Source organism: Actinomadura meridiana, from assembly GCF_039537545.1.
GTDB classification, from domain to species: domain Bacteria; phylum Actinomycetota; class Actinomycetes; order Streptosporangiales; family Streptosporangiaceae; genus Spirillospora; species Spirillospora meridiana.
This window is the reverse complement of record NZ_BAABAS010000026.1, coordinates 57,571-83,611: the sequence shown is the minus strand read 5'-3', so window position 1 is coordinate 83,611 and position 26,041 is coordinate 57,571. Positions and strand designations below refer to the sequence as shown.

The window sequence follows — 26,041 nt, the reverse complement described above, 5'->3', positions numbered from 1 at the left end:
CATGACGGATCTCTCCAAGGACACGCCGGACCGGGCGCGGCCTGAGGCCATCAAGGCCGTACCGGTCCGGCACCCGGGTCGCTGGCTCGCCGTGGCGGTCATCGCGGTCGTCGCCGCGATGTTCGTCCACATGCTGGTGACGAACAAGAACTTCCAGTGGTCGTTCATCGTCGACAACGCCTTCCGTCCCAACATCGTCGAGGGCGTCTGGACGACCATCGCGTTGACCGTGCTCGCCATGGTGATCGGTGTCCTGCTGGGCGTCGTGTTCGCCGTGATGAGGCTGTCGGACAACCCGATCCTCAGCGGCGTCGCCTGGCTCTACACCTGGTTCTTCCGGGCCGTGCCCCGGCTGGTGCTCGCGATCATGTTCGGCAACATGGGCATCCTGTACGCCAAGTACCACATCGGCGGGGTGCCGTTCGCGGGCCAGATCGGCGACCTGATGGGCGTCGACATCGACGGCACCCTGTTCACCGTCGACGCGCGGACGCTGCTGAGCGGCTTCACGGCCGGTCTGCTGGCGCTGGCGCTGTCGGAGGCGGCCTACATGGCCGAGATCGTCCGGGCCGGGATCCTGTCGGTGGACCCGGGGCAGGACGAGGCCGCGTGCGCCCTCGGCATGTCGCGGCTGCTGACCATGCGGCGTATCATCCTGCCGCAGGCGATGCGGGTGATCATCCCGCCGACGGGCAACGAGACGATCGCGATGCTCAAGGACACGTCGCTGGTGGCCTTCGTGCCGGTCACGAACGAGCTGTTCTTCCAGCTCCAGGCGGTCGGCTCGCGGACGTTCAAGGTCTTCCCGATGCTGGTGGCGGCCTGCGTCTGGTATCTGATCCTGACCAGCTTCCTGCTGGCGGGGCAGTACTTCATCGAGCGGCACTTCTCGCGCGGCTCGGCGAAGGTCCCCGGCGCCGGCAGGAAGGAAGTGGCATGACCGAAGCGGCCGAAACAGCGGACGCCGCCGAGTTCATGGTCAGGGCCGAGGGGGTGCACAAGTCGTTCGGACGGCTGGAGGTGCTCAAGGGCATCGACCTGGAGGTCCGGCCGGGCGAGGTGATGTGCGTCGTCGGGCCGTCGGGGTCGGGCAAGTCCACGTTCCTGCGCTGCATCAACCACCTGGAGAAGATCGACGCGGGACGGCTCCGGGTGAACGGCCACCTGGTCGGCTACCGGGAGTCGGGCGGCAAGCTCTACGAACTGCGCGACCGTGAGGTGGCCGCGCAGCGCCGCGACATCGGCATGGTGTTCCAGCGGTTCAACCTGTTCCCGCACATGACGGCGCTGGCGAACGTCATGGAGGCGCCGTACCGGGTGAAGAGGCTGCCGAAGGCGGAGGTCAGGGAGCGGTCGCTGGCGCTGCTGGAGCGCGTCGGCCTCGGCGACAAGGCGGGCACCTACCCGGCGCAGCTGTCCGGCGGGCAGCAGCAGCGTGTCGCGATCGCGCGGGCGCTCGCCATGGAGCCCGCGCTGATGCTGTTCGACGAGCCGACCTCGGCGCTGGACCCGGAGCTCGTCGGCGAGGTCCTGGAGGCCATGAAGCGACTCGCGCTCGACGGCATGACCATGATCGTGGTGACGCACGAGATGGGGTTCGCCCGGGAGGTCGGCGACTCGCTGGTCTTCATGGACGGCGGCGTCATCGTCGAGAAGGGCACGCCCCGCGACGTGCTGGCCGAGCCCCGGCACCAGCGCACCCGCGACTTCCTGTCCAAGGTCCTTTGATGTCCGGGGTGCTCTGACGCCGGGGGCGGGCCGTTTTCATTTTGGACGGACGGTTAGTGTGCCTGCATGTTCGCTGTCACGGCTACGCAGATAGACGCAGACAATCCGTTGAACGGCCTGACGGTGGGGGAGCGCCCCGATCCGGAGGTGCCGGACGGCTGGACGACCGTCACGGTGAAGGCCGCGGCGCTCAACCACCACGACCTGTGGTCGCTGAAGGGCGTCGGGCTGTCCGCCGACCGCCTTCCGATGATCCTCGGCTGCGACGCGGCCGGGGTGGACGAGGACGGCAACGACGTCATCGTCCACGCGGTGATCGGCGACCCGGAGCGGGGCGGCGGCGACGAGACCCTGGACCCGAAGCGGTCGCTGCTGTCGGAGGTCCACCAGGGCGCGCTGGCGGAGAAGGTCGCGGTGCCCCGGCGCAACCTCGTCCGCAAGCCCGCCGGGCTGTCGTTCGAGGAGGCGGCGTGCCTGCCGACGGCGTGGCTCACCGCCTACCGGATGCTGTTCGACAAGGCGGGCCTGGAGCCCGGCGCGACGGTGCTGGTGCAGGGCGCGGGCGGCGGCGTCGCGACCGCGGCGATCGCGCTGGCGTCGGCGGCGGGGTTCCGCGTCTACGCCACCAGCCGCAGCGAGGCCAAGCGGCAGCGGGCGCTGGAACTCGGCGCCGACGAGGCGGTCGAGACGGGCGCGCGGCTGCCGGAGCGGGTGGACGCCGTCATCGAGACCGTCGGGCAGGCGACCTGGTCGCATTCGCTGAAGTCGCTGAAGCCCGGCGGCCGGATCGTGGTGTCCGGCGCGACCAGCGGGGCGGTGCCGCCCGCCGAGCTGAACCGGGTGTTCTTCCTCCAGCTGTCGGTGGTCGGGTCCACGATGGGGACGCGCGACCAGCTGGCACGGCTGGCGCAGTTCCTGGTCAAGACCGGCACGAAGCCGCTGATCGACCGGACGCTGCCGCTGAGCCGGGCCCGCGAGGGGTTCGCCGCGATGGACGAGGGCGACCTGTTCGGCAAGGTCGTCTTCACGCCCTGACGGGGACGCGGGCGCGGGTCGCGGCCGGGGACGTCCCGGTCACGACCCGTCCGTGCGGAAGACCTCGGCGCGCAGGCGCTCGCGGGTCTCCTCCATGAGGGTCTGCGCGGCGGCGAGGTCGTCGTCGTCGAGCCGCGCGGTCGTCGCGGCGGCCCGGACGTCCTCGACGAACGTGCGGAGCAGGCGCTCCAGCTTGAGGCGGGCGACGTCCTCGCGGGTGCCGGTCGCCGTCTTCCAGGCGTCCTCCCAGTTGCGCCGCCACTCCTCCTTCCACGCGCGCTTCTGCTCGCGCCAGTACTCCTTCTGGCGTTTCCACTCGTCCTTCTGGCGCTCGGTCGTCTCCTTCCAGGCGTCCTTGGACGTGGCCTTGCCCTGGTCGCGCATCGTCCGGGCGGCCTGGGTCAGTTCCTCGCGCAGGGACCGGACGGTCTGCCGCACGTCCTCCTGCACGCCGCGCGCGAACTCCTGCGCCGAGGCGGACAGCTCCTCCTCCAGTTCGGCCAGCTCGTCCATCCGGCGTTCCAGCTCCTCGCGGCCCTTGTCGGTCAGCGAGTACACCTTCTTGCCCTTGACGACCTCGTGGGTGACCAGGCCGTCGGCCTCCAGCCGCGCGAGCCGCGGGTAGATCGTGCCGGGCGAGGGCGAGTAGACCCCGAGGAACCGGTCCTGGAGGAGCCGGATCACCTCATAGCCGTGGCGCGGGCTCTCCTCCAGCAGCTTCAGCAGGTACAGCCGCAGGCGACCATGGCCGAATACGGGGCTCACGTGATCCTCATTTCTCCAATCGCGGGGTGGTCTTCTCGGCGGTGCCGTCGTCGCGTCCGATCAGGGTGATCGAACCGGACACGGTGTTGACGGTGAGCCGGCCCGAGCCGTTCCCGAGTTCGCCCCCGCGGGTGCGCCCGACGAGGCCGTCCCGCTCGCCGATCTCGGGGAACGTCGTCTCGATCCGGCCGGCGGCCGTGTTGAGCGCGACGCGGGCGTCGGCGGAGTCGGGGATGCGCAGCGCGACGTCGCCGGACACGGTGGTGATCTCGATGCCGCCGTCGCCGGGCAGGTCGACGTCGGCGGCGATGCGGCCGCTGACGGTCCGCGCCGCGAGCCGCTCGACGGAGCCGCCCGCCAGGGACAGGTCGCCGGAGATCGAGGTGAACGTGACGGCGCCGTCCAGGCCCTGCGCCTCGATCACGCCGGAGACGGTGTTGGCGTCGATCGCACCCGCGACGCCGTCGAGCGTCACGTTGCCCGAGGCGCTCTTGATGGACGCGCGGGACGTCGTGCCGGTCACGACCGCGTCCGCCGAGACAAGGTTGAGGCCGACCGGGCAGTCGCGCGGGACGGTCACCGTGACGTCCGCGCGGCAGCGCTGCGTGCGCAGCCAGCTCAGCACGCCCTCCCAGGGCTTCTCGTGGGTGATCGTCAGCATGCCCGCGTCGTGGGTGACCACCAGCGGCGGGCCCTCGAGGTCGCCGATGATGATGGAGGGACGCTCGTCGGAGGCGAGCACGGAGACGTTCCCGGCGATCAGCGTGGCGCGCAGGGCGACCACGCCGTCGAAGTCAAGGGTGGTCGGTTCGTCGATCGTCCAGCGCGACATCGCGATCTGCCCTTTCGTCCGACTGGCTTCCCCAAACACGATATGTCGCGTTTTGGGAAAGTCAAGATGTATCGCGTTACCGGGTTACTCGTCCTCCTCCTCGTCCAGCCTGGCCAGCCACGTGGCGAGCCGGTCGACGGCCGTCTCGAACTCGGGGTTCAGGTCGACGAACTCGCGCAGCCGCTCGGCCAGCCACGCCAGGCTCGCCTCCTCGCCGCCGCGCCGGTCCGCCAGCTCCTCGATGCCCCGATCCGTGAAGTACATTGCCTCGCTTCTTCTTTCTTCCTCAGCAGACGCCTGTCCCAAGACGCCGAGGGCCCCGGCGCCGTGCACCGGAGCCCTCGGGACGGACCGTCGCGGCGGCTAGCTCGCGCCGAACAGCCGGGCGATCAGCGCCTCCTGCTCGGCCTGGTGCATCTTGCCCGACCCCACCGCCGGGGACGAGGACGCCGGGCGCGACACCCGCGTCATCGTCAGCCCCTTGATGTGGTGCGGCAGCTTCAGCCCCATGAACGGCCAGGCGCCCATGTTCGCGGGCTCGTCCTGCACCCAGACGACCTCCGCGGCCGCCGGGTACTTGGCCAGCTCCGCCTTGATCTCGTCCATCGGCGGCGGGTACAGCCGCTCGACCCGCACGATCGCCGCGTCGGTCGCGCCCGCCTCCTCGCGCCCCTTTACCACGTCGTAGTAGATCTTGCCGGTGGTGAGCAGCACCCGCCGCACGCCCGCGGGGTCGATCGCCGGGTCGTGCTCCGGGATGACCGGCTGGAACGCGCCGCCCGTGATCCGCTCGACCGGCGACGTCGCCGCCCGCAGCCGCAGCAGCGACTTCGGCGTGAACACCACCAGCGGCTTGTTCCGACCCGACAGCACCTGCCAGCGCAGCAGGTGGAAGTAGTTCGCCGGAGTCGTCGGGTAGACCACGGTCATGTTGTCCTGCGCGCACAGTTGCAGGTAACGCTCGATCCGCGCGGACGAGTGGTCGGGGCCCTGCCCCTCGTACCCGTGCGGCAGCAGCAGCACGACACCGGACTGCTGGCCCCACTTCTGCTCGCCCGAGGAGATGTACTCGTCGACGATCGACTGGGCGCCGTTGGCGAAGTCGCCGAACTGGGCCTCCCAGCAGACGAGCGCGTCGGGACGTGTCATCGAGTACCCGTACTCGAAACCCATCGCCGCGTACTCGCTGAGCAGCGAGTCGTGGGAGTAGAACTTCGACACGCCCTGCCCGAACTGCTTGAGCGGCGTGTACTCCTCACCGGTCCGGCGGTCGACGAGCACCGCGTGGCGCTGGCCGAACGTCCCGCGCCGGGTGTCCTGCCCGACGAGCCGCACCGGGTGGCCGTCGATCAGCAGCGAACCGAACGCCAGCAGCTCGCCCGTCGCCCAGTCGATCGCGTCGTCCTCGATCATCTGCGCGCGGCGTTGCAGGATCGGCTGGAGCCGCGGATGCGGCGTGAAGCCCTCCGGCAGGCTGACCTGCGACTCGATGATCCGCTTGACGGTCTCGGCGGGGATCGCCGACCCGGCGCCGCCGTGGTCGATCGGGATGCTCTCCTCGACGTCCGGCTTCACCACCGAGCCGGGCTCCTGCGGCCGCTTGACCGCCTCGCGGGTCTCGGTGAAGGCCCGTTCGAGCTGCTCCTGGTAGTCGCGCAGGGCCTGCTCGGCCTCTTCGACGGTGATGTCGCCGCGGCCGATCAGCGCCTCGGTGTACAGCTTGCGCACCGACCGCTTCGCGTCGATCAGGTCGTACATCAGCGGCTGCGTGAACGAGGGGTTCTCGCCCTCGTTGTGGCCGCGCCGCCGATAGCAGACCATGTCGATGACGACGTCCTTCTTGAACGTCTGCCGGTACTCGAACGCCAGCGCCGCGACCCGGGCGCACGCCTCGGGGTCGTCGCCGTTCACGTGGAAGATCGGCGCCTGGATCATCCGGGCCACGTCGGTGGAGTAGACGCTGGACCGCGAGTACTCCGGCGCGGTCGTGAAGCCGACCTGGTTGTTGATCACGACGTGCACGGTGCCGCCGGTGCGGTAGCCGCGCAGCTGCGACAGGTTCAGCGTCTCGGCCACGACGCCCTGCCCGGCGAACGCCGCGTCGCCGTGCACCAGGATCGGCAGCACGCTGAACCCGGCCTCGCCGACGTCCAGGAGGTCCTGCTTGGCGCGGACGACGCCCTCCAGCACCGGGTCGACGGTCTCCAGGTGCGACGGGTTCGCCACCAGCTCACAGCGGATCTTGGAGCCGTCCTCGGCGACGAAGTCGCCCGCCGCGCCGAGGTGGTACTTCACGTCGCCGGAGCCCTGCGCGCTGCGCGGGTCGAGGTTGCCCTCGAACTCGCCGAAGATCTGCCCGTAGGACTTGCCGACGATGTTGGCCAGGACGTTCAGCCGCCCCCGGTGCGCCATGCCGACGACGACCTCGTCGAGGCTCTCGGTGGCCGCCGCGGAGATGACCGCGTCCAGCAGCGGGATGACGGACTCGCCGCCCTCCAGCGAGAACCGCTTCTGCCCGACGAACTTCGTCTGGAGGAACGTCTCGAACGCCTCGGCGCTGTTCAGCCGCCGCAGCACGTGCAGTTGTTCCTCGCGGGACGGCTTCTCGTGCGGGACCTCCACGCGCTCCTGGATCCAGGCGCGCTCCTCGGGGTCCTGCATGTGCATGTACTCGATGCCGACCGTCCGGCAGTACGCCATCCGCAGCACGCCGAGGATGTCGCGCAGCTTCATCGTCGGCTTGCCGCCGAACCCGCCGGTCGCGAACTCGCGCTCCAGGTCCCACAGGGTGAGGCCGTGCTTGAGGATGTCGAGGTCGGGGTGGCGGCGCTGCTTGTACTCCAGCGGGTCGGTGTCGGCCATCAGGTGGCCGCGGACCCGGTAGGCGTGGATCAGCTCGTGGACGCGGGCGACCTTGGCGACGTCGTCCTCGTGGGTGGCGGAGATGTCCTTCACCCAGCGCACCGGCTCGTACGGGATGCGCAGCGCCTCGAAGATCTCGTCGTAGAAGCCGTCGGCGCCGAGCAGCAGCTCGTTGATGCGGCGCAGGAAGTCGCCGGACTGCGCGCCCTGGATGATCCGGTGGTCGTAGGTGGAGGTCAGCGTCATGACCTTGCTGATCCCCATGCGGGACAGGGTGTCGCTGGACGCGCCCGCGAACTCCGCCGGGTACTCCATCGCGCCCACGCCGATGATCGTGCCCTGGCCGGGCATCAGCCGCGGCACCGAGTGGACGGTGCCGATCGTGCCCGGGTTCGTCAGGCTGATCGTGGTGCCCTGGAAGTCGTCCAGCGTCAGCTTGCCGCCGCGCGCCTTGCGGACGATCTCTTCGTAGGCGGCCCAGAACTGGCGGAAGTCGAGCGCCTCGGCGGCCTTCACGCTCGGCACCACCAGCTGGCGGGTGCCGTCGGACTTCTGGAGGTCGATCGCCAACCCGAAGTTCACGTGCTCGGGCCTGATCAGCACCGGCTTGCCGTCGACCTCGGTGAACGCGGCGTTCATCTCCGGCATCGCCGCGAGCGCCTTGACGATCGCGTACCCGATCAGATGCGTGAACGAGACCTTGCCGCCGCGCCCGCGCTTCAGATGGTTGTTGATGACGATGCGGTTGTCGATCAACAGCTTGGCCGGGACGGCGCGCACGCTCGTCGCCGTCGGCACGCCGAGGCTGGCCTCCATGTTGGCCGCCGTCCTGGCGGCGACCCCGCGCAACCGGACCTCCTCGGCGCCCGCGGGCACCGGCGGCGCGGCGGCGGGCTTCGGCCCGGCCTTCTGCCCGGCCGTGGGGGGCTTCGCGGGCCCCACGGGCTGCTTCGGTGTCGGCGGCGCAGCCGCGGTGCCGTTCGGGGCCTTCGGGGCCGCGCTCTCGGTCGACGCCTGGGGGGACGCCTGTGGGGACGCGGACGCGGGACGGCTGTCCGGCTGGTAGTCCGCGAAGAAGTTCCACCAGGCCTCGTCAACCGAGTTCGGGTCTTCGAGGTACTTCTGGTACAGCTCGTCGACCAGCCACTCGTTGGCACCGAAGTCTGTCAATTTGGGGTCGGCACTAGTTTGCGACGACTCTGTCGACACGGCGGAGATCGCCCTCTTCCGCAGCTCGCAGGTGAGTTTAGAGACGAATCAAGGCTACTCGCACTTGCCCCACCCGAATGCCAGAAGGGCGGGGCCACGGCGGCGGCTAGTGGGTGTGGTGCGGGACGGTGGGGCCCTCGCTGGCCTGGATCAGCACGAAGCCCTGACCCTGGTAGGCGAGCTGCATGGCCTCGCCGCTGCCCCGGCCGATGAGCGCGCCCGCCTTGAAGGTGCGGTTGACGCCGACCTGGAGGCTGGTGCTCCACGCCACGGCGGACTGGCCGTCGGCGAAGGTGGGGGCGCGGCCACAGTCGAGCATGACGGGGGTCCCGTGGGTGGTGAGCGCGACCCAGCCGGTGCCGGTGAGAGTGGTGTTGAACAGGCCGCCCGCCGCGATCCCTGCGCCCTGGACGCGCTGGATGTCCCACTGGAGGTGGGAGTCGAAGCCCAGGATGTTCTTGCCGTTGACGGTGATGCCCTCGTTCTCCAGGTAGAACAGGTGGATGTCGTCGGCGTCGTTCGCGCAGAACAGCAGGCCCTGGCCCTTGACGCGCATGAGCGGAACGCCCTCGCCGGTCAGGGCCTTCTTCATGAACTTGCCGATGCCGCCGGAACCCTCGTAGTCGAACTCCATCTGTCCCTGGAACGCGACCATGGAGCCCTGCCGGGCCAGGACGTCCCCGTTGAGATGCACCCGGAGCATCTTGGAGTTCTGAAGGGCGAAGTGGCCGGGGAGCTGTTGTCCCTGCTCAAGGTTTCCGAAGAACTGGCTGCGCATGGTCGGGTCGTACCTCTCATGGTGATTACTCGGAGAACCGCCAGCATAACGAGGGGATGAGGTCACCGGTCCCGGTTGTGCGGGGTCGTCCAGTCGATGAGGGGCCCCTTGGGCACGACGCCGGACGGGTTGATGTTGCGTTGTGTCACGTAGTAATGGCGCTTGATCTGATCGAAGTCGGTGGTTCCGCCGAACGCGGGGATCGCGTAGAGGTCGCGGGCGTAGCCCCACAGGTTCGGGTAGTCGACGAGGCGGCGCAGGTTGCATTTGAAGTGGGAGTAGTAGACGGCGTCGAACCGGGCCAGCGTGGTGTAGAGGCGCACGTCGGCCTCGGTGATCTCGTCGCCGAGCAGGTAGCGGCGGTGGGAGAGGCGCTCCTCCAGGTCGTCGAGGGTGGTGAAGAGGGCGTCGACGGCCTCGTCGTAGGCGGCCTGGGACGTGGCGAATCCCGCCTTGTAAACACCGTTGTTCACGGTGGTGTAGACGTGGGCGTTCAGCTCGTCGATCTCGGTCCGGAGACGTTCGGGATACAGATCGGGCGCGCCGGGACGGTGGTGCGCGGCGAACTCGGTCTCCAACATGGTGGTGATGGCGGGGAAGTCGTTGGTGACCAGGCGTTTCGTCTCGGTGTCCCAGATACAGGGGACGGTGTAGCGGCCTTCGTACGACGGGTCGGTCCGCAGGTACAGCTCGGAGAGGAACTCGGCGCCGGTGACGGGGTCGCGGCCGGGGACGCGCCAGCCGCGCTCGTCGCGGATGGGGTCGACGACGGCGAGGCCGATCACGTCCTCCAGCCCGAGCAGCCGCCGGACGATCACGCTGCGCTGCGCCCACGGGCAGGCGTGCGACACGAACAGCCGGTAGCGGCCGGGCTCGGCGGGCGGGCCGCCGGCCCCGTCCGCCGTGATGCGCTCGGTGAAGCGGTTCTTCTGCCGGACGAACCGTCCGGTCTTCTCGATCTCCTGTGCGGTCATGGCTGGCTCCCTTGCGGACATGGCTGGTCGGATCGGCCCCCTCTCAGACGCGCATGCGGCCGCCGACCACCGGCAGGTCCAGATGGGTGCGGATGCCGGGCGGGGCGGCGCAGACGACCGGGATGGAGTTCAGCACGTGGGAGGCTCCGGCGGAGATCGGGTCGGCGACCCAGCCCTCGCCCGCCGTCAGCGTGACGGGCGGGTGACCGTCCACCCGGAGCGAGTAGCCGGGGCCGCCCCACTCGTCGGACAGTTGCGCGGCGTTGGCCTTGTGGACGACCTCGACGGTGATGACGGGCCGTCCGGCGGCGATGCCGCTGAACGTCCAGCGGGCGGCGGCGACGGTGCCGCGGGGGATCGGCCCGGCGGCGGTGGCGAGGTCGGCGCGGGCGAGGCGGTACTCGACGTCCATGTCGATCTCGTCGAGGTCGACGCCGAGCCCGGCGGCGATCAGGTGCAGGCTCTCGGCGAACAGCGCCCGCATGGCGGTGCGGCCGGGCCGCAGCAGCCGCCGGTAGGCCTCCTCGTCCTTGCCGAAGCCGAGCGTGTGGTGGAGCATCTGCCAGGACGGGAGCCGCGAGAGGTCGGTGGACTCGCGGATGAAGACGTGCGTGATCCGCCGGGACAGCCGCGTCATCGCCAGCGGCAGGACGTCGGTCATGAACCCGCTGCTGAACCCGGTGCCGTGGACGGAGACGCCGCCCCGCTTGCACGCCTGTCGCAGCTCGTCCACGAACTGCGGGCCGTGCGCCTGCGGGTAGACGTAGCCGTTGGTGGAGATCAGGTTCTTCCCGGACGACAGCAGCGAGCAGATCAGGTCGAGCTCGGCGTACCGGTCGAGCGCCGGGGTCGGGGCGTAGACGACGCAGTCGGCGTCGAGGTCGAGGACGTCCCGCACGTCGTTGGTCGCGATGACGCCGACGGGGTCGCGGCCGGCGAGGGTGCCGGCGTCGACGCCGACCTTGGCCGGGGTGTGCACCCAGGCTCCGGCCAGGGTCATGTCGGGCCGGTCCAGGACGCCCCTGATCACGCTGCGTCCCAGCGTGCCCGTGGCCCACTGGACGACCCGGTGGGTGCGGGGTGCGGGAGGGAGTGCGTCGGAAGTGCTCATCGGGACGGGACCTCCGTTGCTCCTCGCGAGGAGCCTACGCAGAGCATTAGTCGAAACGCGGCTTTCGATGCAACTTTCTCTCTATGTCCCATCGTACGCGGGCAAGATTTCCCGTCCAGCGGATGGCGGCATGGGAAGCGAAAGGGCCCCCCGGTCGGGCAGGTCGTACGGTGACCTGCCCGACCAGGGGGCCCGTGGGTCGAACGGCCGCTAGTCGGCCAGCGCCATGGAGAGCGCCTCGACGTAGCGGAGCGCGGCGAGGCGGGCGAGCGCCGGGTGGGCGCCCAGCGGTGCCGAGTGGGGGCAGCCCACGATCCCCGCCGCCGACGCCACGAGCGCGGCGTCCGGCTCGGGGCCGACCAGGTGCGGGGCGAGCACGACGGACGCGGCTCCCGCCGCCCTGAGCTGGTCCGCCGCCGCCTTGACCGACGACTCGTCGTTCAGCGACGCGGTGAAGACGGGCGCCGCGAGCCGGGACGCCAGCAGCACCCCGGTGACCTCGGCCTGCCGGACCGCGGTCGCGTCGCCGGGGGTGGCGACGATCACGCCGGACGCGGCGGTCACCATCGTCATCAGCCGGATCCGGTCGGCGCGGACGAGCCCGGCGTCGGCGAGCCGGTCGTGCAGGGCCTCGGCGATGAGCGGGTGCGGGCCGAGCGGCTCGGCTGCGACCGCGAGGGCCGGGGCGTCCGCCACGGCGGCGTGCAGCTCCGCGTCCATGACCGGGTCGGGGCCGGTGGACATCGGGACGACCACCGCCTCCAGCTCGTCGTCCTCCTCGCCGCGCAGCCCGGCGAGGACCGAGTGCAGGCCCGCCTCGTCCCCTTCGAGGAACGCGACGCGGGCGGGCTGGCCGGTGTGCTCGATCTCGACGAGCCGGGCGAGTTCGGTGGCGAGGTCGGCGGCGCCCGGCCGGGCCGCGCCGGGCACGGCGAGGACGAGGGTGGGGGCTCCGGGGGGCAACAGGAATGACTCGTCGCCGCGATGTCGGCCGCCGCGCGGTGCGCGGCGCCGTCGCGACGGCAGTGCGTCGGATGCCTGGCTTTCGGGACTCACGGCGGGCATCGTAACGTCCTCGGCCCGGGACGTCGGCCTCCCGTCCCGGCCCCCGCCGTCTGCGTGACTGCTCGTGTGAATCGTCGTCTCCTTCCCGTGCCGGCCGCGGGGCTGGCAAAGGGTGAAGAAGCAGAGTATGGCGCAATGGCCCGGGACAACAGAGCGAGATGATGTAAATTGTCCTGATTTGCCGTTATCTCGTTGGTTGTGATTCGTCCGTTCTCGGCGTTGTTGGCGGAGTGCGTCGGCGGTGTGTCGGCGGAGTGTCGGCAGGGCGGAGGGCGGGCTGGCGGCGCGCCGGGTTATCGCCGTGCGGCAAGTGGGGATTTCGGCCCGGAACGTCCGTGACGTAGTAGGCTCCGGCAGACCCCCTTACTCCCACAGATCGGGAGGAATGCCTCGCATGCCCCGCCTCCGAAGGCCATCGCGGTGACGATCCCTCGTTTCTCCTCGATCCGGACGAGGATCACCCTGTTGGTCCTCGTGCCGCTGCTGGCACTCGTCTCGCTGTGGGTGTTCCTCACCGGCACGACCTACGGCGACGCGAACGAGCTCCTCCAGAGCCGCAAGTTCCAGCAGAAGACGCTGCTGCCGTTGCAGCGGGTCATCCACGGGCTCCAGACGGAGCGGCGCCTGTCGGTGGCCGAGTACGGCGGCACGCAGCTCGCCGCGTCCGGGGCGATGCGGGAGCAGCGGCGCACCACCGACAAGGCGATCGCGGACGTCCGCGCGGGCAGCCGCGACTCGGGCCTGCGCGACGCGCTCCTGCCCCAGATCGTCGACCGTCTCGACGGGCTCGTCCAAGACCTCGGCACCCTCGGCACGCTCCGCCGCAACGTCGACGAGCGGGTCTCCGACCGCGTCCAGGTCCTGCGCGACTACAACGCGCTCATCGACTCGGGCTTCGCCGTCTACAACGCGACGGCGCCGGGCAACGGGGCCGTCACCGCGCACGCCCGCACCCTCACCTCGTTCGGCCGGGCCCGCGAGTTCATGGCCCGCGAGGACGCGCTGCTGACCGGGGCCCTCGCCGTCGGGCGCATCTCCACCGAGGACCGGGGCCAGTTCGCGCAGCTCGTCGGGGCCCAGCGGATGATGTACTCCGACACGGCGGAGAACCTTTCGGTCAGCGACCGCGCCCGCTACGAACGTCTCATGTCCTCCCCGGGGGCCCTCCGGCTCCGGGAGATGGAGGACGCGGTCATCCGGGGCGCGACGACGCCGCAGGCCGCCAAGGCGGCGCGCAAGGCCCGCGCCAAGCGGACCGTCGGGCAGCCGAACGCGCAGGTGAACGGGCAGGCCGACGGGTTCGCCACGACCCAGCTCGAGGTCATCGACCCGTTCGTGTGGCGGACGACCGCCGACTCCGTCAACGCCGACATGTTCGCCCTGGAGAACAAGGTCCTCGACGACGTCTCCATGCACGCCAGGCACATCGCGGTCTCCGCGTTCCTGCGGCTCGGCTTCGCGGGCGGCCTCGGCCTGATCGCGATCGTCCTGTCCACCCTGATCGCTGCGCGCGTCTCGCGGCGGCTGCTGCTGGAATGCCGGACGATCGCCGCCGGGGTCGTCGACTTCACCCTCGACCGGCTCCCGAAGATGGCCGAGCAGATCCGCACCGGACGCCCCGTCGAGCTCGAGCCGGTGCCGGACATCGGCTACCGCATCGACGAGATCCGGCAGATCGCCGAGTCGTTCGACCGCGCCCGCGACGCCGTCCGGCTGTCCGCCGAGGGCGAGGCGGCGGCGCGGCGCGGCATCAGCGAGGTGTTCGTCAACCTCGCCCGCCGCAACCAGGCGCTGCTGCACCGCCAGCTCAGCCTGCTCGACACGATGGAGCGCCGCACCGAGGACCCGTCCGAGCTGTCGGACCTGTTCCGCCTCGACCACCTCGCGACCCGGATGCGGCGGCACGCCGAGGGCCTGGTCATCCTCGCCGGGAAGACGGCGGGGCGCGGCTGGCGCCGTCCGGTCCCGCTGGTGGACGTCGTCCGCGGCTCGGTCGCCGAGGTCGAGGACTACCCGCGCGTCCAGGTGCAGCCGCTGCCCCGGGTCGCGCTGCTCGGCTCCGCCGTCGCCGACGTCATCCACCTGCTCGCCGAGGTGGTGGAGAACGCCACCACGTTCTCGCCCCCGCAGTCGCCGGTGCGGGTCAGCGGCCAGGCCGTCGCCAACGGGTTCGCGATCGAGGTCGAGGACCGCGGTCTCGGCATGACCGAGGAGGCGCTGCGCGCCGCCAACGAGCGGCTCGCGGAGCCGCCGGAGTTCGACCCGTCCGACACCGCCCAGCTCGGGCTGTTCGTCGTGGCGCGGCTGGCGGAACGGCACGGCATCACGGTCACGCTCCGCCCGTCCCCCTACGGCGGGACGACCGCGGTCACGCTGATCCCGGCCGCGATCGTCGTGGACGGCGCCGTGGACCCCTCGCCGCGCCGCCCGACCGGGCCGTTGCAGACGCTGCCCGGCCCGGCCCCCGCGCTGCCCGCCCCCGCCGGGACGGTCCGGCTGGTCGCCGAGGCCGAGCCCGAGGTCGAGGTCGGCGACGCGCTCAGGGCCGCGCTCCAGGCCGAGGTCGGGTCCACCACCGAGCCGAAGGCCGAGCCCGCCGCGCCGTCGAAGGAGGGCGAACTGCCCAAGCGGCGCCGCCAGCAGCATCTGGCGCCCCAGCTCAAGGAGCGGGTCGACGCGCGCCGGGCCGCCCAGCGGGCCACGCGCGAGACGGTCCCGCTCGCCGCGCCCGTCCCCGCGGACACGGCGGGGGAGCAGGCGCCGGAGAAGAAGGCCACGGAGCGGAAGGCCACGGAGAAGACCCCCGAGACGGCCCCGGCGGCCACGGAGGACGAACGCTCGCCCGAGACGATGCGATCCATGCTGTCCGCCATGCAGCGCGGCTGGCAGCGCGGTAGGCAGGACGCGGCCGACGCCGAGGCGGAGGCCGCGCGGAAACCCGGCGACCAGGAGGACGACACCCCATGACAGAGGCCCAGTACTCCGGCGCGGAGGGCCCGGGCGGTGCCGCAGGTGAGCTCGACTGGCTGCTCGACAGCCTCGTCCAGCGGGTGGCCCCCGTGCAGAACGCCGTCGTGCTGTCGAGCGACGGCCTGCGGATGGCGGCGTCCAGCGGGCTGGCGCGTGAGGAGTCCGACCACCTGTCCGCGGTGGCGGCCAGCTTCCAGAGCCTCGCGCGCGGCGCGGGGGAGTCGTTCGGCGGCGGCGCCGTCCGGCAGACGATCGTGGAGATGGAGTCGGCGTTCCTGTTCGTCACCGCCGCCGGGCGGGGCGCGTGCCTCGCCGTCCTCGCCGACGCCGACGCCGACCTCGGCGTCATCGCCTACGAGATGGCGATGCTCGTCACCCGCGTCGGGCAGCACCTGTCGGCGAATCCGCGGGTCGCCGCGGCCGAGACGAGCGGCGGGTGACCCGTGGGCGACGGCTCCTGGTACGACGACGATGACGCGGCGGGCCCGGTCGTCCGCCCCTACGCGCTCACCGGAGGACGCACGCACTACGACGGCGAGGACCTCGACCTCGTCGCCCTGATCTCCGCCGTGGCCCCCGCTCCGGGACCCGTGGACGATTCGGTCTCCGAGCCGTCCTGGGCGCCGGAACATGACATGATCTTGGAGCTTTGCCGCACACCGCTGTCGGTCGCCGAGATAGCGTCGGATCTGGGCCTGCCCCTCGGGGTCGTCCGTGTCCTGCTCGGCGACCTGCTCGACCGTTCGCTGATACAGGTCCGGCGTCCCGCGCCGGTGGCGCAGTTCCCCAGCGAGCGCGTACTCAAGGATGTGATCGATGGAATCCGTGCGCTCTGACGCGGACGCCGAGCGAGGCGACTCCGCGCTGACGGTGAAGATCCTCGTCGCCGGTGGTTTCGGTGTCGGCAAGACCACCCTCGTCAGCGCGGTCAGCGAGATCCGCCCGCTGCGCACCGAGGAGGCGTTGACCGAGAAGAGCATCGGGATCGACGACACCAGCGCGGTGGCCGCCAAGACGACGACGACCGTCGCGATGGACTTCGGGCGCATCACCCTGCCCAACGGCCTGGTGCTGTTCGTGTTCGGGACGCCCGGACAGGACCGGTTCTGGTTCATGTGGGACGAGCTGTCCAAGGGGGCGCTCGGCGCCGTCGTCCTCGTCGACACCCGCAGGCTCGCCGACTGCTTCGCCTCGGTCGACTACTTCGAGCGGCGCGGCGTCCCGTTCATCATCGGGGTGAACCGGTTCGACGGGGCCGGGCAGCACTCGGCCGAGCAGGTCCGCGACGCGCTCGACCTGGCGCCCGACATCCCGGTGACCTTCTGCGACGTGCGCGACCGGGAGGACGCCAAGCAGGTGCTCATCACCCTCATCGAGCACATCATGCGGACGATGAGCACCCGGCAGGCGACGATCAGCTACTAGCGCGGGTCGTTCGCCGGGCCGGATCGGCTACTGGTCGGGCGCGCGGAAGTCGCCGAAGTCGAAGCCCGGCGAGACCACGCAGCTGACGAGGACCTCCTCCGGACCGGCCGGACGCGCGGACTGCCAGACACCCGGCGGCACGACCGCCTGCGGTGTCTGGCCGTCCGCCACGTCCGGGCCCAGCGTGACGGGCTCGCGAGTGCCGGACGCCTTTTCCCCGTCCCCGCCGAGGAACAGCGTGAGCGGGCCGCCCCGGTGCCACAGCCACAGCTCGGCCGACCGGACGGTGTGCCACATCGACTCCTCGCCCGGCGGTAGCAGAAAGTAGATCGCGGTGCCGCTCGCCCGCTCGCCCGGGTAGCCGGACGGTGTGAACGTCACGTCCGACCGCCACGTCTCACGGAACCAGCCGCCCTCCGGGTGCGGCAGCAGGTTCAGGGCCTTGGCGGTGGCGGGCTGGTCGAGGAGCGCGACGTGTTCGCCGTCCGGGCCGCGCCGGACATACCGGACGCGGGACGCCGTCGTCCGGTCGATCACCCCGCGTGGCGGCATCGCGCCGGGCGCCGGATCGAGCGTTACCGCGACGACCTGGCCGGTGGTGAACACGTCGTCGGCGACGGCCAGCGCACCCTCGTCGTCGGGGGCCCACACGGCGCCCGCCTCGTCCAGCACGAACCGAGGCCCCGGCTGGGCCTCCCAGCCTTCGAGCGTCATCAGGAGCAGCATTAGTCCATTTCGGAGAGTCGGGCGGGGTCGAACGTCATGGGATAGGGGTGGTCGAGGGTGACGGTCTCGCCGGAGCGTGCCTTGCCGGTCAACTCGTACTGGCCGTCCGCGAGTTCCAGGAGCGTGATCGTGGGGCGCGGCTCCAGGTCGACGAGCCAGTAGTGGGGGATGCCGGTGGCGGCGTACTCGTCGACCTTGCGGACGCGGTCGGTCCGCTCGCTGCCGGTGCGGGGCGTGACGATCTCGGCGACCAGGATGAGGTCGGGGCCGTAGTAGGTGCGGGTGCGGCGCTCCAGGGCGGCGCGGGCGGTGTCGCGGGTCACGGCGAAGACGTCGGGCTTGCGGACGCCCGCCGGGGTGGTCACGTCCTGCGGGGCACCGGCGATGTGGACGTCGGCGTCCGCCTGACTCGCCGCCTCCTTCAGCACGGCCTTGAGCTGGGCGGCGGCGTGGTCGTGCCACAGGTCGCCCGGCAGTTCGCTCAGCCAGCCGTCGGCGAGTTCGTAGCGGCGGCCGTCCTCGGGGAGCGCGTCCAGGTCGTACAGCGTGTACGGGCCGTGCGCGCGGCCGGGCGTCCCGCCCATGAGTCGTCCTCCCTCGCTCCACCGCCGTTTCCGAATCTAGCGGACGGACGTCCGGGGGCGACGCATTCATGATCGCGCGTCGGGATGCGGTCAATGTCTCGAAAACCGAGCGGCGGGTGGTTAAGATACATCTCGTCTTGGCCTTGACTCTCCCGCCGGTGGAGGGAGGAGTCTGTGCGGGCCGAAGGGAGAGACGCGATGGGCGCCGACCAACATCCCCAGGCCGTACGAGCCTCGGACCAAGATCGAGACGCGATGCTCGTCCGGCTGCACACGGCCTTCGCTGAGGGGCGGCTGAGCGAGCCTGAGCTGGACGAACGCATCGACCTGGTGCTCGCCGCCCGCACGCACGGGGAACTCGGGGCCGTCGCCGCCGACCTTCCGTCCGGGTGCGTCGGGACCGTCCCGGACGACGCCGAACGCACCCCGGCGGGCCGCTTCCAGGTCGCGTACAAGAGCTCGGTCACGCGGGCCGGACGCTGGCGGCCGCCCGAGCGGTACACGGTCGCGGTGTACAAGGGCACCGGCCTGCTGGACCTGCGCGCCGCCGAGCTGACCCGCCGCGTCACGACCCTGCGGGTGCTGGCCTACAAGTCCACGGTCGAGATCATCGTGCCGCCGGGTGTCCGGGTGGAGGCGGACGGTGTCGGCGTCTCCGCCGAGGTGCACGCCGCCCCGCCCGCCGACGCCCCGGTCGTCCACATCAGGGGATACGCCTACAAGGGGTCGATCCAGGCAAAAGATCGTATACGCCGAGCTTGAAGTGATAGAACGCTCCAGCGGCCCCATTGGCCGCCGTTCGCGCGGATGTCCACACATGGATGAGCGTGGCGCGATTTGATGGTGGTCCGAGAGGACCGTGAAGGAGCGCGTGTGACGGCGAGGACCCCGGAGCAGAACGAGGCCCGGCGGACGGCCGAGGAGGAGCCCGCGGACTCCCGCCGGGCGCGGCGGCGGCTGACGTTCGGCGTCGCCGGTGATCTCGCGGGCCTGCCCGCCGCGCTGTCGCCCTGGCAGCGCGCGTACGAGGCGTGGCGCGCGGCCGGTCTGACCTGGGGCCACGGCGCCCCGCCCCGGAAACGCGGCGAACAACCCGAACAGCCGAGCCCTGAGCAGCCGAGCCCTGAGCAGCCGAGTCCTGAGCAGCCGAGTCCTGAGCAGCCGAGCGCCGGACAACCGAGCGCCGGACAACCGAGCGCCGCACCTTCGAGACGCGCGGAGTCGAGACCGGTGAGACCTTCGAGGCCGTCGAGTTCTTCAAGAACGGTGGCGCCGCCTGGGGGCTCGGGGCCGTCCTCGAAGCGGCGGACGCGGACGGCGGTCGTGGTGGGCCTCGTCGTGCTCGCGGGCGGTGTGATCGTCGGCGCGTCCCGGCGGGGCGGCGACGAGCCCATCGACTCCGGGGAGACGGTCCTGCCGGGCGTGGTGGCGGTGGGTTCGCTGTTCGCAGCCGATCCGGCCGCCGCGACGGACGGGCTCGTCCAGGAACTCTCCGACGTCGCCTCCACCGGCTCGACCGTCGTGGCCGCCGGAAGCGCGAGCGCGGGCGGCCCCGGTGGTTCACGGGCCCGCTTCCTCGTCTCCACCGACGCGGGACACAAGTGGTCCGTCGCCGACGTGCGCGCGGCCAACGGTTCGATGCCTCCGTCCGGTGACAGCCCGCGGCACGTCTCCGGCTGGTCCGGTCACTGGATCGCGTTCGGCACGTCGTCCGGCGGCGGCGCCGTGGCCTGGACGAGCAGGGACGCCGCGACCTGGACGCGGCACCAGCTCGGCGCGGCGTTCACCCCGTCCGACCGGGTGACCGGCGTGACCCGCACCCGAGGCGGCTTCGTCGCGGTCGGCGTCTCCGGCGGGCGCGCCGTCGTCTGGACGTCGGCGGACGGCGCCGCCTGGCAGCGCACCGCGGGCATCCCGGGCGCCGCGAGCCTCGACGGCGTGACCTCGTTCGCGGACATCCTGGTGACGCATGGCGCGAGCGCGCGGAAGGTCACCAAGAAGAAGGGCAAGAAGAAGGTCACGCGCACGGTGCGGAGCGACGGCCTCTGGCGCTCCACCGACGCCGGAAAGACCTGGACGCCCGTCACGGTCCCGCAGGCCCAGGGCTCGTACGGTCCCATCAAGGGCCTGACGTTCGGGCCGGGCGGGTTCGCCGTCGTCCGCGAGGGCAGGCGGGCGACCGGGCCCAAGAATCGTCGCAGGCTGGCCCGCTTCGGGGTGCTGTTCACCTCGGCGGACGGTCAGCGCTGGCAGGCCGCGAGCCGGTTCGGCGGCTCCGGAGTCGAGCTGTTCGGCGGGGCGCCGGACGGCGGCCTCGCGGTCCTCGTCCGGGGCGCGAAGGGCGCGCACGCCGTGCTGCGCACCGACGACGGTCGCGCCTGGCGGCCCGGCGGAACCGTCGCCGCGCGGGTGGACAGCAGCGGCCTGGCGGTCGCGGACGGAACGCTGGTGATCGCCGGACGGGAGGGCGGCGACGCCTACCTGTCCGGCGTCGACCTGCGGACGGTGCCGGGGGCCGTCCGTCCGGAACGCTCGATCAGGGCGCTCGCCGCCGGGCCCGACCGGGGCGTGGCGGTGGGCAGCACGAACGGCGGTTCCGCGATCTGGACCGCCCCCGACGGCCACGCGTGGAGCCGGGCCCGGTTTCCCGCCGCCCCCGGCTGGCTCTCGGACGTCGTCCGGGGAGGCAAGGGGTGGCTCGCGGTGGGTCGCACCTCCGGCTCGGCGCCCGGCCCGCTGGCGATGACGTCGCAGGACGGGTCGTTGTGGGAACGATCGGAGTTCCCCGGCGGACCGCCGCCCGTGGCCGCCGCCTCGGGACCGTCCGGCTATGTCGCGGTCGGTCTCGGCGCGGCATGGCGTTCCACCGACCTCACCACGTGGACGCGCACCGCCCTGACCGGAGCCGCGGCCGACGTGACGGCGACGACCCGCGGGTACGTCGCGGTCGGCGGCAGCGACACCGCACCGGCCGTGTGGACGTCACCGGACGGCGCGTCCTGGACGCCCGCCAAGCTTCCGAGCGGTCTCGCCACGGGCCGGCTCACCCAGGTCGCCGCGCACGGTGACGCGCTGGTGGCGATCGGGGCGGGCGCGACGGCGCTGGTCTCCACGGACGGCGGGACGACCTGGACGCCGCAACCCCTCGGGGCGGGCATCACGGCCACCGCCGTCACCGCCACGCAGGCCGGGTTCGTCCTGGCGGCGAGCACGTCGGGACAGGACGGGGCCGTCCTCGCGTCCGCCGACGGCGTCTCGTGGCGGCTCCTCCAGGTACCGGGCCTGTCGGGGCCCGGTGGTCAGCACCTCACGGCGCTGACCACCACGGGCCTCGCGGTCCTGGGCACGGGCGTCATGGTCGACGCCCGCTCGGAGACGCCCCTGCTCTGGTGGGCGCCCGTCCCGGAGTGATGAGTCAGCCGTTGCAGCCGCAGGAGCATCCCTTCGGGCAGGAGCAGCCGCCGCCATGTCCGCAACTACAGTCTTTTTTCATCATGAGGTGAAAAGTAACTCTTGTCGGACTTTGCGGTCTATGGCTGAGCCGCGACGCCGACCTGTCGCCCGGGACACGGGCCGCCCCATGGCGGGGTGTGGACGGCCCATGCCCGGTCGGCGAGCTAGGCGCGGATGTGCAGGTCCACGCCCAGCAGGACGAGGAACCAGAGGAAAACGGCAAGAAGGGCACTGCCGACCTGCCGGATCAGGCTCCCGTCGATATAACCCCGGTCCCAGGCGATGAACAGCCCAATGGCCAGGTAAAGGAGGCCGACGATGCCGATGTGCGGACGGTATCGGGTCGCCATGGGCGGCGTCTCCTCCCGTTGGGGGGCTGGCGACCGGTCGGTGCCCCACCGGAACGGGAGAAAACGCCACCGTAATTAGGGTCAGGTCGATACGTTCTTTCGGTACGTCCTGAATCCCGCTTCGCCTGTCACACGTCCAGCGGCGCTAGTCGAACTGGACGATCTGGCGAATGACCTCGCCGTCGGCCAGCGCCTGGACGGCCTTGTTGAGCTCGCCGAAGCCGATCCGGCCGGTGATGAGGCCCTCGATGTCGAGCCTGCCCGCCCGCCACAGGTCGACGAACCGGGGGATGTCGCGCCTGAGGTCGCAGCCGCCGTACATGGCGGGCTTCATGGACTTGCCGTCGAACAGCAGCGCGGACGTGGGCACGTTCCAGATGTCGTCGGTCGCGCCAGCGCCGACCATGATGACGTCGCCGCCGCGCCGTGTCGCGTTCCACGCCGTGTTGACCGCGACCGACTTCCCGACGACCTCGAAGGCGTAGTCGAAGCCCGCGCCGCCGGTCAGCCGCTCCTTGGTCTCCTCCAGCGCGGCCGGGGTCGTGGCGTGCGTGGCGCCGAACCGCTCGGCGACCGCGTGCTTGGCCTCGTTCGGGTCGATCGCGAGGATCGTGGTCGCGCCCGCGAGCCGGGCGCCCTGGATGACCGCGAGCCCGACGCCGCCCGCGCCGACCACCGCGACCGTCGAGCCCGGCGTCACCTTCGCGACGTTGATGACGGCGCCGACGCCGGTCGGGATGCCGCAGCCGAGCAGCGCCGCGTACTCGAACGGGACGTCCTGCGCGATCGGGATCACGCTGCGGTGGTGCGTGATCAGCTCCTCGGCCCAGGTGCCGGTGCCCGACATGCCGTAGGCCTCGGCGCCGTCCCCGAGCCGGAACCGGGGGTCGGTGCGGGCCGCGTTGCGGAGGGTCGTGCAGAGCCACGGGGTGCCGCGCACGCACTCGACGCACTCGCCGCAGTCGGGCATCCAGCTGATCACGACGTGGTCGCCGGGCCGGACGCCGGTCACCCGGTCGCCGACCTCGGTCACGATGCCCGCGCCCTCGTGGCCGATGACCATGGGCAGAGGCTGCCGCAGGATGCCGCTGATCAGTGACAGATCGGTGTGACAGACCCCGGTGGCCTTGATCCTGACCTTCACCTGGTCCGGGCCGGGGTCCACCGTCGTGATGTCGTCGCGTAGATCGAGTTCGTCGCCGACCGCATGCAGGACCGCGGCGAGTGCCATGGGGCCTCCTTCTATACTCTATGGTCTGCGTGAGAACAAAGAGTATCCATGGGCCTACGGAGGATCAAAGCCCCTGTGTCCCGTTTCACTCCACGGTCATTCCTCCAGCGTCAACGCCAGCTTCGGACACGAGCGCACGGCGTGCCGGACGCGGTCCCACTGCTCCGGCGGGACGTCCGGTGTCAGGATCCGCAACTGGTCATCGTCATCGAGGTCGAAGACGTCGGGCGCGAGCCCCACGCACACGGCGTTCGCCTCGCACACCATCGGATCGACTCGTACTCGCATCGCCCCTCCTGTCGCCTGTCAGAACACGTCGTCTTTCGCGTCGTCTTTCATAGGGGCGACCCACCACATTCCCCGGCACGGTTTTTCTATAGAGTGCCTCAGCGAAGGGGGGCCGATGACCGACACGGACCTGTTGCGGGTCGCGCGCAGCGCCAAGGGCTTCATGCCCGACGACGAGGGCCTCGCCCTGTACGAGACGGCCCTGGAGTACGGGAAGCGCCTCGCGGGCACCGGCCCGCTGCTGGAGGTCGGCACCTACTGCGGCAAGTCCGCCGTCTACCTGGGCGCCGCCGCCAGGACGGCCGGGACGGTCGTCGTCACCGTCGACCACCACCACGGGTCGGAGGAGAACCAGGCGGGCTGGGAGCACCACGACCCGTCGCTCGTCGACCCGCGCACCGGACGGATGGACACGCTGCCCACGTTCCGCGTGACGCTCGCCGCCGCCGGACTCGAAGGCGAGGTGGTCGCGGTCGTCGGGCAGTCCAGGACGGTGTCGGCCTTCTGGCGGACGCCCCTCGCGCTGCTGTTCATCGACGGCGGTCACGCCGAGGAGCACGCGCAGGGCGACTACGAGGGCTGGGCGCCGCATGTCGCCGTCGGCGGGGCCCTCGTCATCCACGACGTCTTCCCCGACCCGAGGGACGGTGGGCAGCCCCCGTACCACGTCTACCTGCGGGCCCTGGCCAGCGGCGCGTTCGAGGAGCGCCGCGCGGTCGGCTCGCTCCGCGTCCTGGAGCGCACGGGCGACACCGACCCGCTGACGCCGGGGCCCGTCACGGGCGGCCGACCGTGACGAGGGCGCAGCCGCACGCGATCGGGTCGGAGGCGGCGGCCGGTCCGAGGGGCCGTCCGGCGATCTCCTTGAACAGCCGGGCGCCGGGGGAGGCGCCCGCCAGCGCGTCCGCCGCGAGGATCACCGCCGCCGCCGTGTAGGTGGACCGGTCGCCGGGGAAGTGCCGCCGGTGCTCGAACTGCCAGCCCGTCCAGTACGAGCCGTCCTCGTGCCGCAGGTGCTGGATGGTCGTGAACAGCTCCAGGGCCCGGTCGCGGTCGCCCGCCGCGTCCAGCGCCAGCACCAGCTCGCAGCTCTCCGCCGCCGTCACCCACGGCTGGTCGGACACGCAGCGGCAGCCGAGGCCCGGCACGACGAAGGCGTCCCAGCGGTCCGCGAACCGGCGCGCCGCGTCGCCGCCGCGGACGGGCCCGCCGAGCACCGGGTAGTACCAGTCCATCGACCAGCGGCTCTTGTCGGCGAACGCCTCCGGATGCGCGGCGACCACATGGCCGAGCTGGTCGGCGGCCAGCTCCCACTCCGGCCTCGGCTCGCCGAGACGCTCGGCGAGCGCGACCGCGCAGCGCAGCGACTGGTAGATCGACGAGCAGCCGGTGAGCAGCGCGTGGTCGGACGGGCGGCCGTCCTCGTCCCGCATCCAGATGACCTCGCCGCGCCGGGTCTGCAACCCGACCGTGAAGTCGATCGCGCGCCGCACCGACGGCCACATCCGCAGCGCGAACTCCTCGTCGCCGGTCACGACGAGGTCGTGCCAGACGCCGACCGCGACGTACGCGGCGTGGTTGGACTCGGCGGGCGGTTCGGTGACCTCGCCCAGCACCCATTTGGCGGGCCAGGACCCGTCCGGCCGCTGGACGCCGCGCAGCCACTCGTACGCCCGCCGTGCCTCTGCGCCGAACCCGGTGACGGTCAGCGCCATCGCCGCCTCGACGTGGTTCCAGACGTCGACATGGCCGGGGACGCCCGCCGTCGGGGCGAACCAGGGGATCGCGCCGGACGCCTCCTGCTGCGCCGCGATGCTCCGCGCGGTCGCGGTGACGTCGGCGCCGGACACGACGCCCGGGAGCGAGGGCGGGCCGGTCTCAGCCCGCATCCGCCGTCTCCTCGACCGGGGCGGCGGGCGGCGCGACCGGGGACGCGGGCTTGGCGAAGTAGACGACGACGCTCTTGCCGATCAGCGGGTTCAGCGCGCGTTCGGCGAGGCGGGTGGCGAGGGGACGTCTCATGATGTCCCAGACGAGGACCTGGTGGTACGCCTTGGCGAGCGGGTGTGCGTCGTTGTTCACGCCGACCGCGCACTTGATCCACCAGTAGGGGGCGTGCAGGCCGTGCGCGTGGTGGTGGCCGCCGACCCGGAACCCGATCGACTTCAGCTTGGCCTCCAGCTCGGCGCGCGTGTAGATCCGCACGTGCCCGCCGGGCGCGGTGTGGTAGTCCTCCGAGAGGGCCCAGCACACCCGCTCGGGCAGCCAGCTCGGCACCGTCACCGCGAGCTTTCCGCCCGGCCGCAGCACGCGCAGCAGTTCGCGCATGGCCCGCATGTCGTCGGGGATGTGCTCCAGCACCTCGGAGGCGACGATCGCGTCGAAGTGGTCGTCGGGGAACGGCAGGTCGAGCGCGTCACCCTGGACGGTCTCGGCGGACGCGCCCTCGGGCACCTCGCCTTCGAGGCGCATCGCGCCGAACATCTTCTCGACGCCGTCCAGCTCGCCCGCGTCCTGGTCGAACGCCACGACGTGCGCGCCCCTGCGGTACAGCTCGAAGGCGTGCCGTCCGGCGCCGCAGCCCATGTCGAGGACGCGGTCTCCGGGGCCGACACGGAACCGCTCGAAATCCACGGTCAGCAGGGTCGTGCTCCT

Annotated in this window: 25 protein-coding genes; 10 read left to right on the top strand and 15 right to left on the bottom strand. The window is 71.6% G+C overall.

Features of this window, described 5'->3' with window-relative positions; genetic code table 11:
- The first annotated feature begins 1 nt into the window (after window position 1).
- The 3 genes from ABD808_RS32310 to ABD808_RS32300 all read left to right on the top strand — a co-directional run bounded on the left by ABD808_RS32310 (window position 2) and on the right by ABD808_RS32300 (window position 2,763).
- Window positions 2–940, top strand: a complete 939-nt coding sequence (locus ABD808_RS32310; RefSeq protein WP_344905046.1) for an amino acid ABC transporter permease — start codon at window positions 2–4, stop codon at window positions 938–940.
- Window positions 937–1,728, top strand: a complete 792-nt coding sequence (locus ABD808_RS32305; RefSeq protein ID WP_344905043.1) for an amino acid ABC transporter ATP-binding protein — start codon at window positions 937–939, stop codon at window positions 1,726–1,728. Before ABD808_RS32310 ends, ABD808_RS32305 begins: the two co-directional genes overlap by 4 nt.
- A 66-nt stretch (window positions 1,729–1,794) precedes the next feature.
- The gene (locus ABD808_RS32300; RefSeq protein ID WP_344905040.1) at window positions 1,795–2,763 is read left to right on the top strand and encodes a zinc-binding dehydrogenase; all 969 of its coding nucleotides are present in this window, start codon (window positions 1,795–1,797) and stop codon (window positions 2,761–2,763) included.
- A 39-nt stretch (window positions 2,764–2,802) separates the two neighbouring features.
- Here the strand turns inward: ABD808_RS32300 and ABD808_RS32295 are convergent, their stop codons facing one another.
- The 8 genes from ABD808_RS32295 to ABD808_RS32260 all read right to left on the bottom strand — a co-directional run bounded on the left by ABD808_RS32295 (window position 2,803) and on the right by ABD808_RS32260 (window position 12,350).
- The gene (locus tag ABD808_RS32295) at window positions 2,803–3,528 is read right to left on the bottom strand and encodes a PadR family transcriptional regulator (protein WP_344905037.1); all 726 of its coding nucleotides are present in this window, start codon (window positions 3,526–3,528) and stop codon (window positions 2,803–2,805) included.
- Between the two features lie 7 nt (window positions 3,529–3,535).
- Window positions 3,536–4,360: a DUF4097 family beta strand repeat-containing protein gene (locus ABD808_RS32290; RefSeq protein ID WP_344905034.1), complete on the bottom strand. Its 825-nt coding sequence runs from the start codon at window positions 4,358–4,360 to the stop codon at window positions 3,536–3,538.
- A gap of 84 nt (window positions 4,361–4,444) precedes the next feature.
- The gene (locus tag ABD808_RS32285; RefSeq protein ID WP_344905031.1) at window positions 4,445–4,624 is read right to left on the bottom strand and encodes a DUF6104 family protein; all 180 of its coding nucleotides are present in this window, start codon (window positions 4,622–4,624) and stop codon (window positions 4,445–4,447) included.
- Window positions 4,625–4,723: 99 nt separating this feature from the next.
- Complete coding sequence (locus ABD808_RS32280; protein ID WP_344905028.1) at window positions 4,724–8,431, bottom strand: multifunctional oxoglutarate decarboxylase/oxoglutarate dehydrogenase thiamine pyrophosphate-binding subunit/dihydrolipoyllysine-residue succinyltransferase subunit; 3,708 nt, start codon at window positions 8,429–8,431, stop codon at window positions 4,724–4,726.
- Between the two features lie 106 nt (window positions 8,432–8,537).
- Window positions 8,538–9,209, bottom strand: coding sequence for an AIM24 family protein (locus tag ABD808_RS32275; protein WP_344905025.1), 672 nt, complete (start codon window positions 9,207–9,209; stop codon window positions 8,538–8,540).
- 62 nt (window positions 9,210–9,271) lie between these two features.
- Complete coding sequence (locus tag ABD808_RS32270) at window positions 9,272–10,183, bottom strand: glutathione S-transferase family protein (RefSeq protein ID WP_344905021.1); 912 nt, start codon at window positions 10,181–10,183, stop codon at window positions 9,272–9,274.
- Between the two features lie 43 nt (window positions 10,184–10,226).
- Window positions 10,227–11,294 carry an NAD(P)H-dependent amine dehydrogenase family protein gene (locus ABD808_RS32265; protein WP_344905018.1) on the bottom strand — a complete coding sequence of 356 codons (1,068 nt, stop codon included), beginning with the start codon at window positions 11,292–11,294 and terminating at the stop codon, window positions 10,227–10,229.
- A gap of 210 nt (window positions 11,295–11,504) precedes the next feature.
- Window positions 11,505–12,350, bottom strand: coding sequence for a sirohydrochlorin chelatase (locus tag ABD808_RS32260; protein WP_344905015.1), 846 nt, complete (start codon window positions 12,348–12,350; stop codon window positions 11,505–11,507).
- Window positions 12,351–12,779: 429 nt separating this feature from the next.
- On the opposite strand from ABD808_RS32260, the gene ABD808_RS32255 reads away from it, so the two are divergent.
- From ABD808_RS32255 to ABD808_RS32240, 4 genes are read left to right on the top strand one after another with little or no spacing between them, the layout of a single operon-like run.
- Entirely contained in the window at window positions 12,780–15,326 is a 2,547-nt protein-coding gene (locus ABD808_RS32255) for a sensor histidine kinase (protein ID WP_344905012.1), read from the top strand.
- Window positions 15,323–15,769 carry a roadblock/LC7 domain-containing protein gene (locus ABD808_RS32250; protein WP_344905009.1) on the top strand — a complete coding sequence of 149 codons (447 nt, stop codon included), beginning with the start codon at window positions 15,323–15,325 and terminating at the stop codon, window positions 15,767–15,769. Before ABD808_RS32255 ends, ABD808_RS32250 begins: the two co-directional genes overlap by 4 nt.
- Before the next feature lie 3 nt (window positions 15,770–15,772).
- The gene (locus ABD808_RS32245) at window positions 15,773–16,165 is read left to right on the top strand and encodes a DUF742 domain-containing protein (RefSeq protein ID WP_344905006.1); all 393 of its coding nucleotides are present in this window, start codon (window positions 15,773–15,775) and stop codon (window positions 16,163–16,165) included.
- On the top strand, window positions 16,146–16,754 hold the full coding sequence (locus tag ABD808_RS32240; RefSeq protein ID WP_344905002.1) for a GTP-binding protein: 609 nt from the start codon (window positions 16,146–16,148) through the stop codon (window positions 16,752–16,754). Before ABD808_RS32245 ends, ABD808_RS32240 begins: the two co-directional genes overlap by 20 nt.
- Window positions 16,755–16,781: 27 nt before the next feature.
- Here the strand turns inward: ABD808_RS32240 and ABD808_RS32235 are convergent, their stop codons facing one another.
- Together ABD808_RS32235 and ABD808_RS32230 are read right to left on the bottom strand one after the other, a co-directional pair.
- Entirely contained in the window at window positions 16,782–17,468 is a 687-nt protein-coding gene (locus tag ABD808_RS32235; protein ID WP_344904999.1) for a cupin domain-containing protein, read from the bottom strand.
- An 11-nt stretch (window positions 17,469–17,479) separates the two neighbouring features.
- The gene (locus ABD808_RS32230; RefSeq protein WP_344904996.1) at window positions 17,480–18,064 is read right to left on the bottom strand and encodes a Uma2 family endonuclease; all 585 of its coding nucleotides are present in this window, start codon (window positions 18,062–18,064) and stop codon (window positions 17,480–17,482) included.
- 198 nt (window positions 18,065–18,262) lie between these two features.
- Between ABD808_RS32230 and ABD808_RS32225 the strand changes: the two genes are divergently transcribed.
- Together ABD808_RS32225 and ABD808_RS32220 are read left to right on the top strand one after the other, a co-directional pair.
- Complete coding sequence (locus tag ABD808_RS32225; protein ID WP_344904993.1) at window positions 18,263–18,826, top strand: DUF1707 SHOCT-like domain-containing protein; 564 nt, start codon at window positions 18,263–18,265, stop codon at window positions 18,824–18,826.
- Between the two features lie 111 nt (window positions 18,827–18,937).
- Entirely contained in the window at window positions 18,938–21,475 is a 2,538-nt protein-coding gene (locus tag ABD808_RS32220) for a hypothetical protein (protein WP_344904991.1), read from the top strand.
- Between the two features lie 206 nt (window positions 21,476–21,681).
- Here the strand turns inward: ABD808_RS32220 and ABD808_RS32215 are convergent, their stop codons facing one another.
- The 3 genes from ABD808_RS32215 to ABD808_RS32205 all read right to left on the bottom strand — a co-directional run bounded on the left by ABD808_RS32215 (window position 21,682) and on the right by ABD808_RS32205 (window position 23,386).
- Complete coding sequence (locus tag ABD808_RS32215; protein ID WP_344904988.1) at window positions 21,682–21,867, bottom strand: hypothetical protein; 186 nt, start codon at window positions 21,865–21,867, stop codon at window positions 21,682–21,684.
- Between the two features lie 145 nt (window positions 21,868–22,012).
- Entirely contained in the window at window positions 22,013–23,098 is a 1,086-nt protein-coding gene (locus tag ABD808_RS32210; RefSeq protein ID WP_344904986.1) for an alcohol dehydrogenase catalytic domain-containing protein, read from the bottom strand.
- A 96-nt stretch (window positions 23,099–23,194) separates the two neighbouring features.
- Window positions 23,195–23,386: a ferredoxin gene (locus ABD808_RS32205; RefSeq protein WP_344904984.1), complete on the bottom strand. Its 192-nt coding sequence runs from the start codon at window positions 23,384–23,386 to the stop codon at window positions 23,195–23,197.
- A 115-nt stretch (window positions 23,387–23,501) separates the two neighbouring features.
- Between ABD808_RS32205 and ABD808_RS32200 the strand changes: the two genes are divergently transcribed.
- Window positions 23,502–24,182 (top strand): class I SAM-dependent methyltransferase, encoded by a 681-nt coding sequence (locus ABD808_RS32200; RefSeq protein WP_344904980.1) that lies wholly within the window; start codon window positions 23,502–23,504, stop codon window positions 24,180–24,182.
- Here the strand turns inward: ABD808_RS32200 and ABD808_RS32195 are convergent.
- Both ABD808_RS32195 and ABD808_RS32190 read right to left on the bottom strand, forming a co-directional pair.
- The gene (locus tag ABD808_RS32195) at window positions 24,163–25,275 is read right to left on the bottom strand and encodes a prenyltransferase (protein ID WP_344904977.1); all 1,113 of its coding nucleotides are present in this window, start codon (window positions 25,273–25,275) and stop codon (window positions 24,163–24,165) included. The genes ABD808_RS32200 and ABD808_RS32195 overlap by 20 nt on opposite strands.
- Entirely contained in the window at window positions 25,265–26,029 is a 765-nt protein-coding gene (locus ABD808_RS32190) for a class I SAM-dependent methyltransferase (protein ID WP_344905925.1), read from the bottom strand. Before ABD808_RS32190 ends, ABD808_RS32195 begins: the two co-directional genes overlap by 11 nt.
- Between the last annotated feature and the right edge of the window lie 12 nt (window positions 26,030–26,041).

Excerpts from the sequence above, each read along its gene's own strand:
- ABD808_RS32310 (WP_344905046.1), top strand. The coding sequence starts at position 2 with ATGACGGATCTCTCCAAGGACACGCCGGACCGGGCGCGGCCTGAGGCC.
- ABD808_RS32305 (WP_344905043.1), top strand. The coding sequence starts at position 937 with ATGACCGAAGCGGCCGAAACAGCGGACGCCGCCGAGTTCATGGTCAGG.
- ABD808_RS32300 (WP_344905040.1), top strand. The coding sequence starts at position 1,795 with ATGTTCGCTGTCACGGCTACGCAGATAGACGCAGACAATCCGTTGAAC.
- ABD808_RS32290 (WP_344905034.1), bottom strand. The coding sequence starts at position 4,360 with ATGTCGCGCTGGACGATCGACGAACCGACCACCCTTGACTTCGACGGC.
- ABD808_RS32285 (WP_344905031.1), bottom strand. The coding sequence starts at position 4,624 with ATGTACTTCACGGATCGGGGCATCGAGGAGCTGGCGGACCGGCGCGGC.
- ABD808_RS32275 (WP_344905025.1), bottom strand. The coding sequence starts at position 9,209 with ATGCGCAGCCAGTTCTTCGGAAACCTTGAGCAGGGACAACAGCTCCCC.
- ABD808_RS32270 (WP_344905021.1), bottom strand. The coding sequence starts at position 10,183 with ATGACCGCACAGGAGATCGAGAAGACCGGACGGTTCGTCCGGCAGAAG.
- ABD808_RS32265 (WP_344905018.1), bottom strand. The coding sequence starts at position 11,294 with ATGAGCACTTCCGACGCACTCCCTCCCGCACCCCGCACCCACCGGGTC.
- ABD808_RS32250 (WP_344905009.1), top strand. The coding sequence starts at position 15,323 with ATGACAGAGGCCCAGTACTCCGGCGCGGAGGGCCCGGGCGGTGCCGCA.
- ABD808_RS32240 (WP_344905002.1), top strand. The coding sequence starts at position 16,146 with ATGGAATCCGTGCGCTCTGACGCGGACGCCGAGCGAGGCGACTCCGCG.
- ABD808_RS32235 (WP_344904999.1), bottom strand. The coding sequence starts at position 17,468 with ATGACGCTCGAAGGCTGGGAGGCCCAGCCGGGGCCTCGGTTCGTGCTG.
- ABD808_RS32230 (WP_344904996.1), bottom strand. The coding sequence starts at position 18,064 with ATGGGCGGGACGCCCGGCCGCGCGCACGGCCCGTACACGCTGTACGAC.
- ABD808_RS32225 (WP_344904993.1), top strand. The coding sequence starts at position 18,263 with ATGGGCGCCGACCAACATCCCCAGGCCGTACGAGCCTCGGACCAAGAT.
- ABD808_RS32215 (WP_344904988.1), bottom strand. The coding sequence starts at position 21,867 with ATGGCGACCCGATACCGTCCGCACATCGGCATCGTCGGCCTCCTTTAC.
- ABD808_RS32210 (WP_344904986.1), bottom strand. The coding sequence starts at position 23,098 with ATGGCACTCGCCGCGGTCCTGCATGCGGTCGGCGACGAACTCGATCTA.
- ABD808_RS32205 (WP_344904984.1), bottom strand. The coding sequence starts at position 23,386 with ATGCGAGTACGAGTCGATCCGATGGTGTGCGAGGCGAACGCCGTGTGC.
- ABD808_RS32200 (WP_344904980.1), top strand. The coding sequence starts at position 23,502 with ATGACCGACACGGACCTGTTGCGGGTCGCGCGCAGCGCCAAGGGCTTC.
- ABD808_RS32195 (WP_344904977.1), bottom strand. The coding sequence starts at position 25,275 with ATGCGGGCTGAGACCGGCCCGCCCTCGCTCCCGGGCGTCGTGTCCGGC.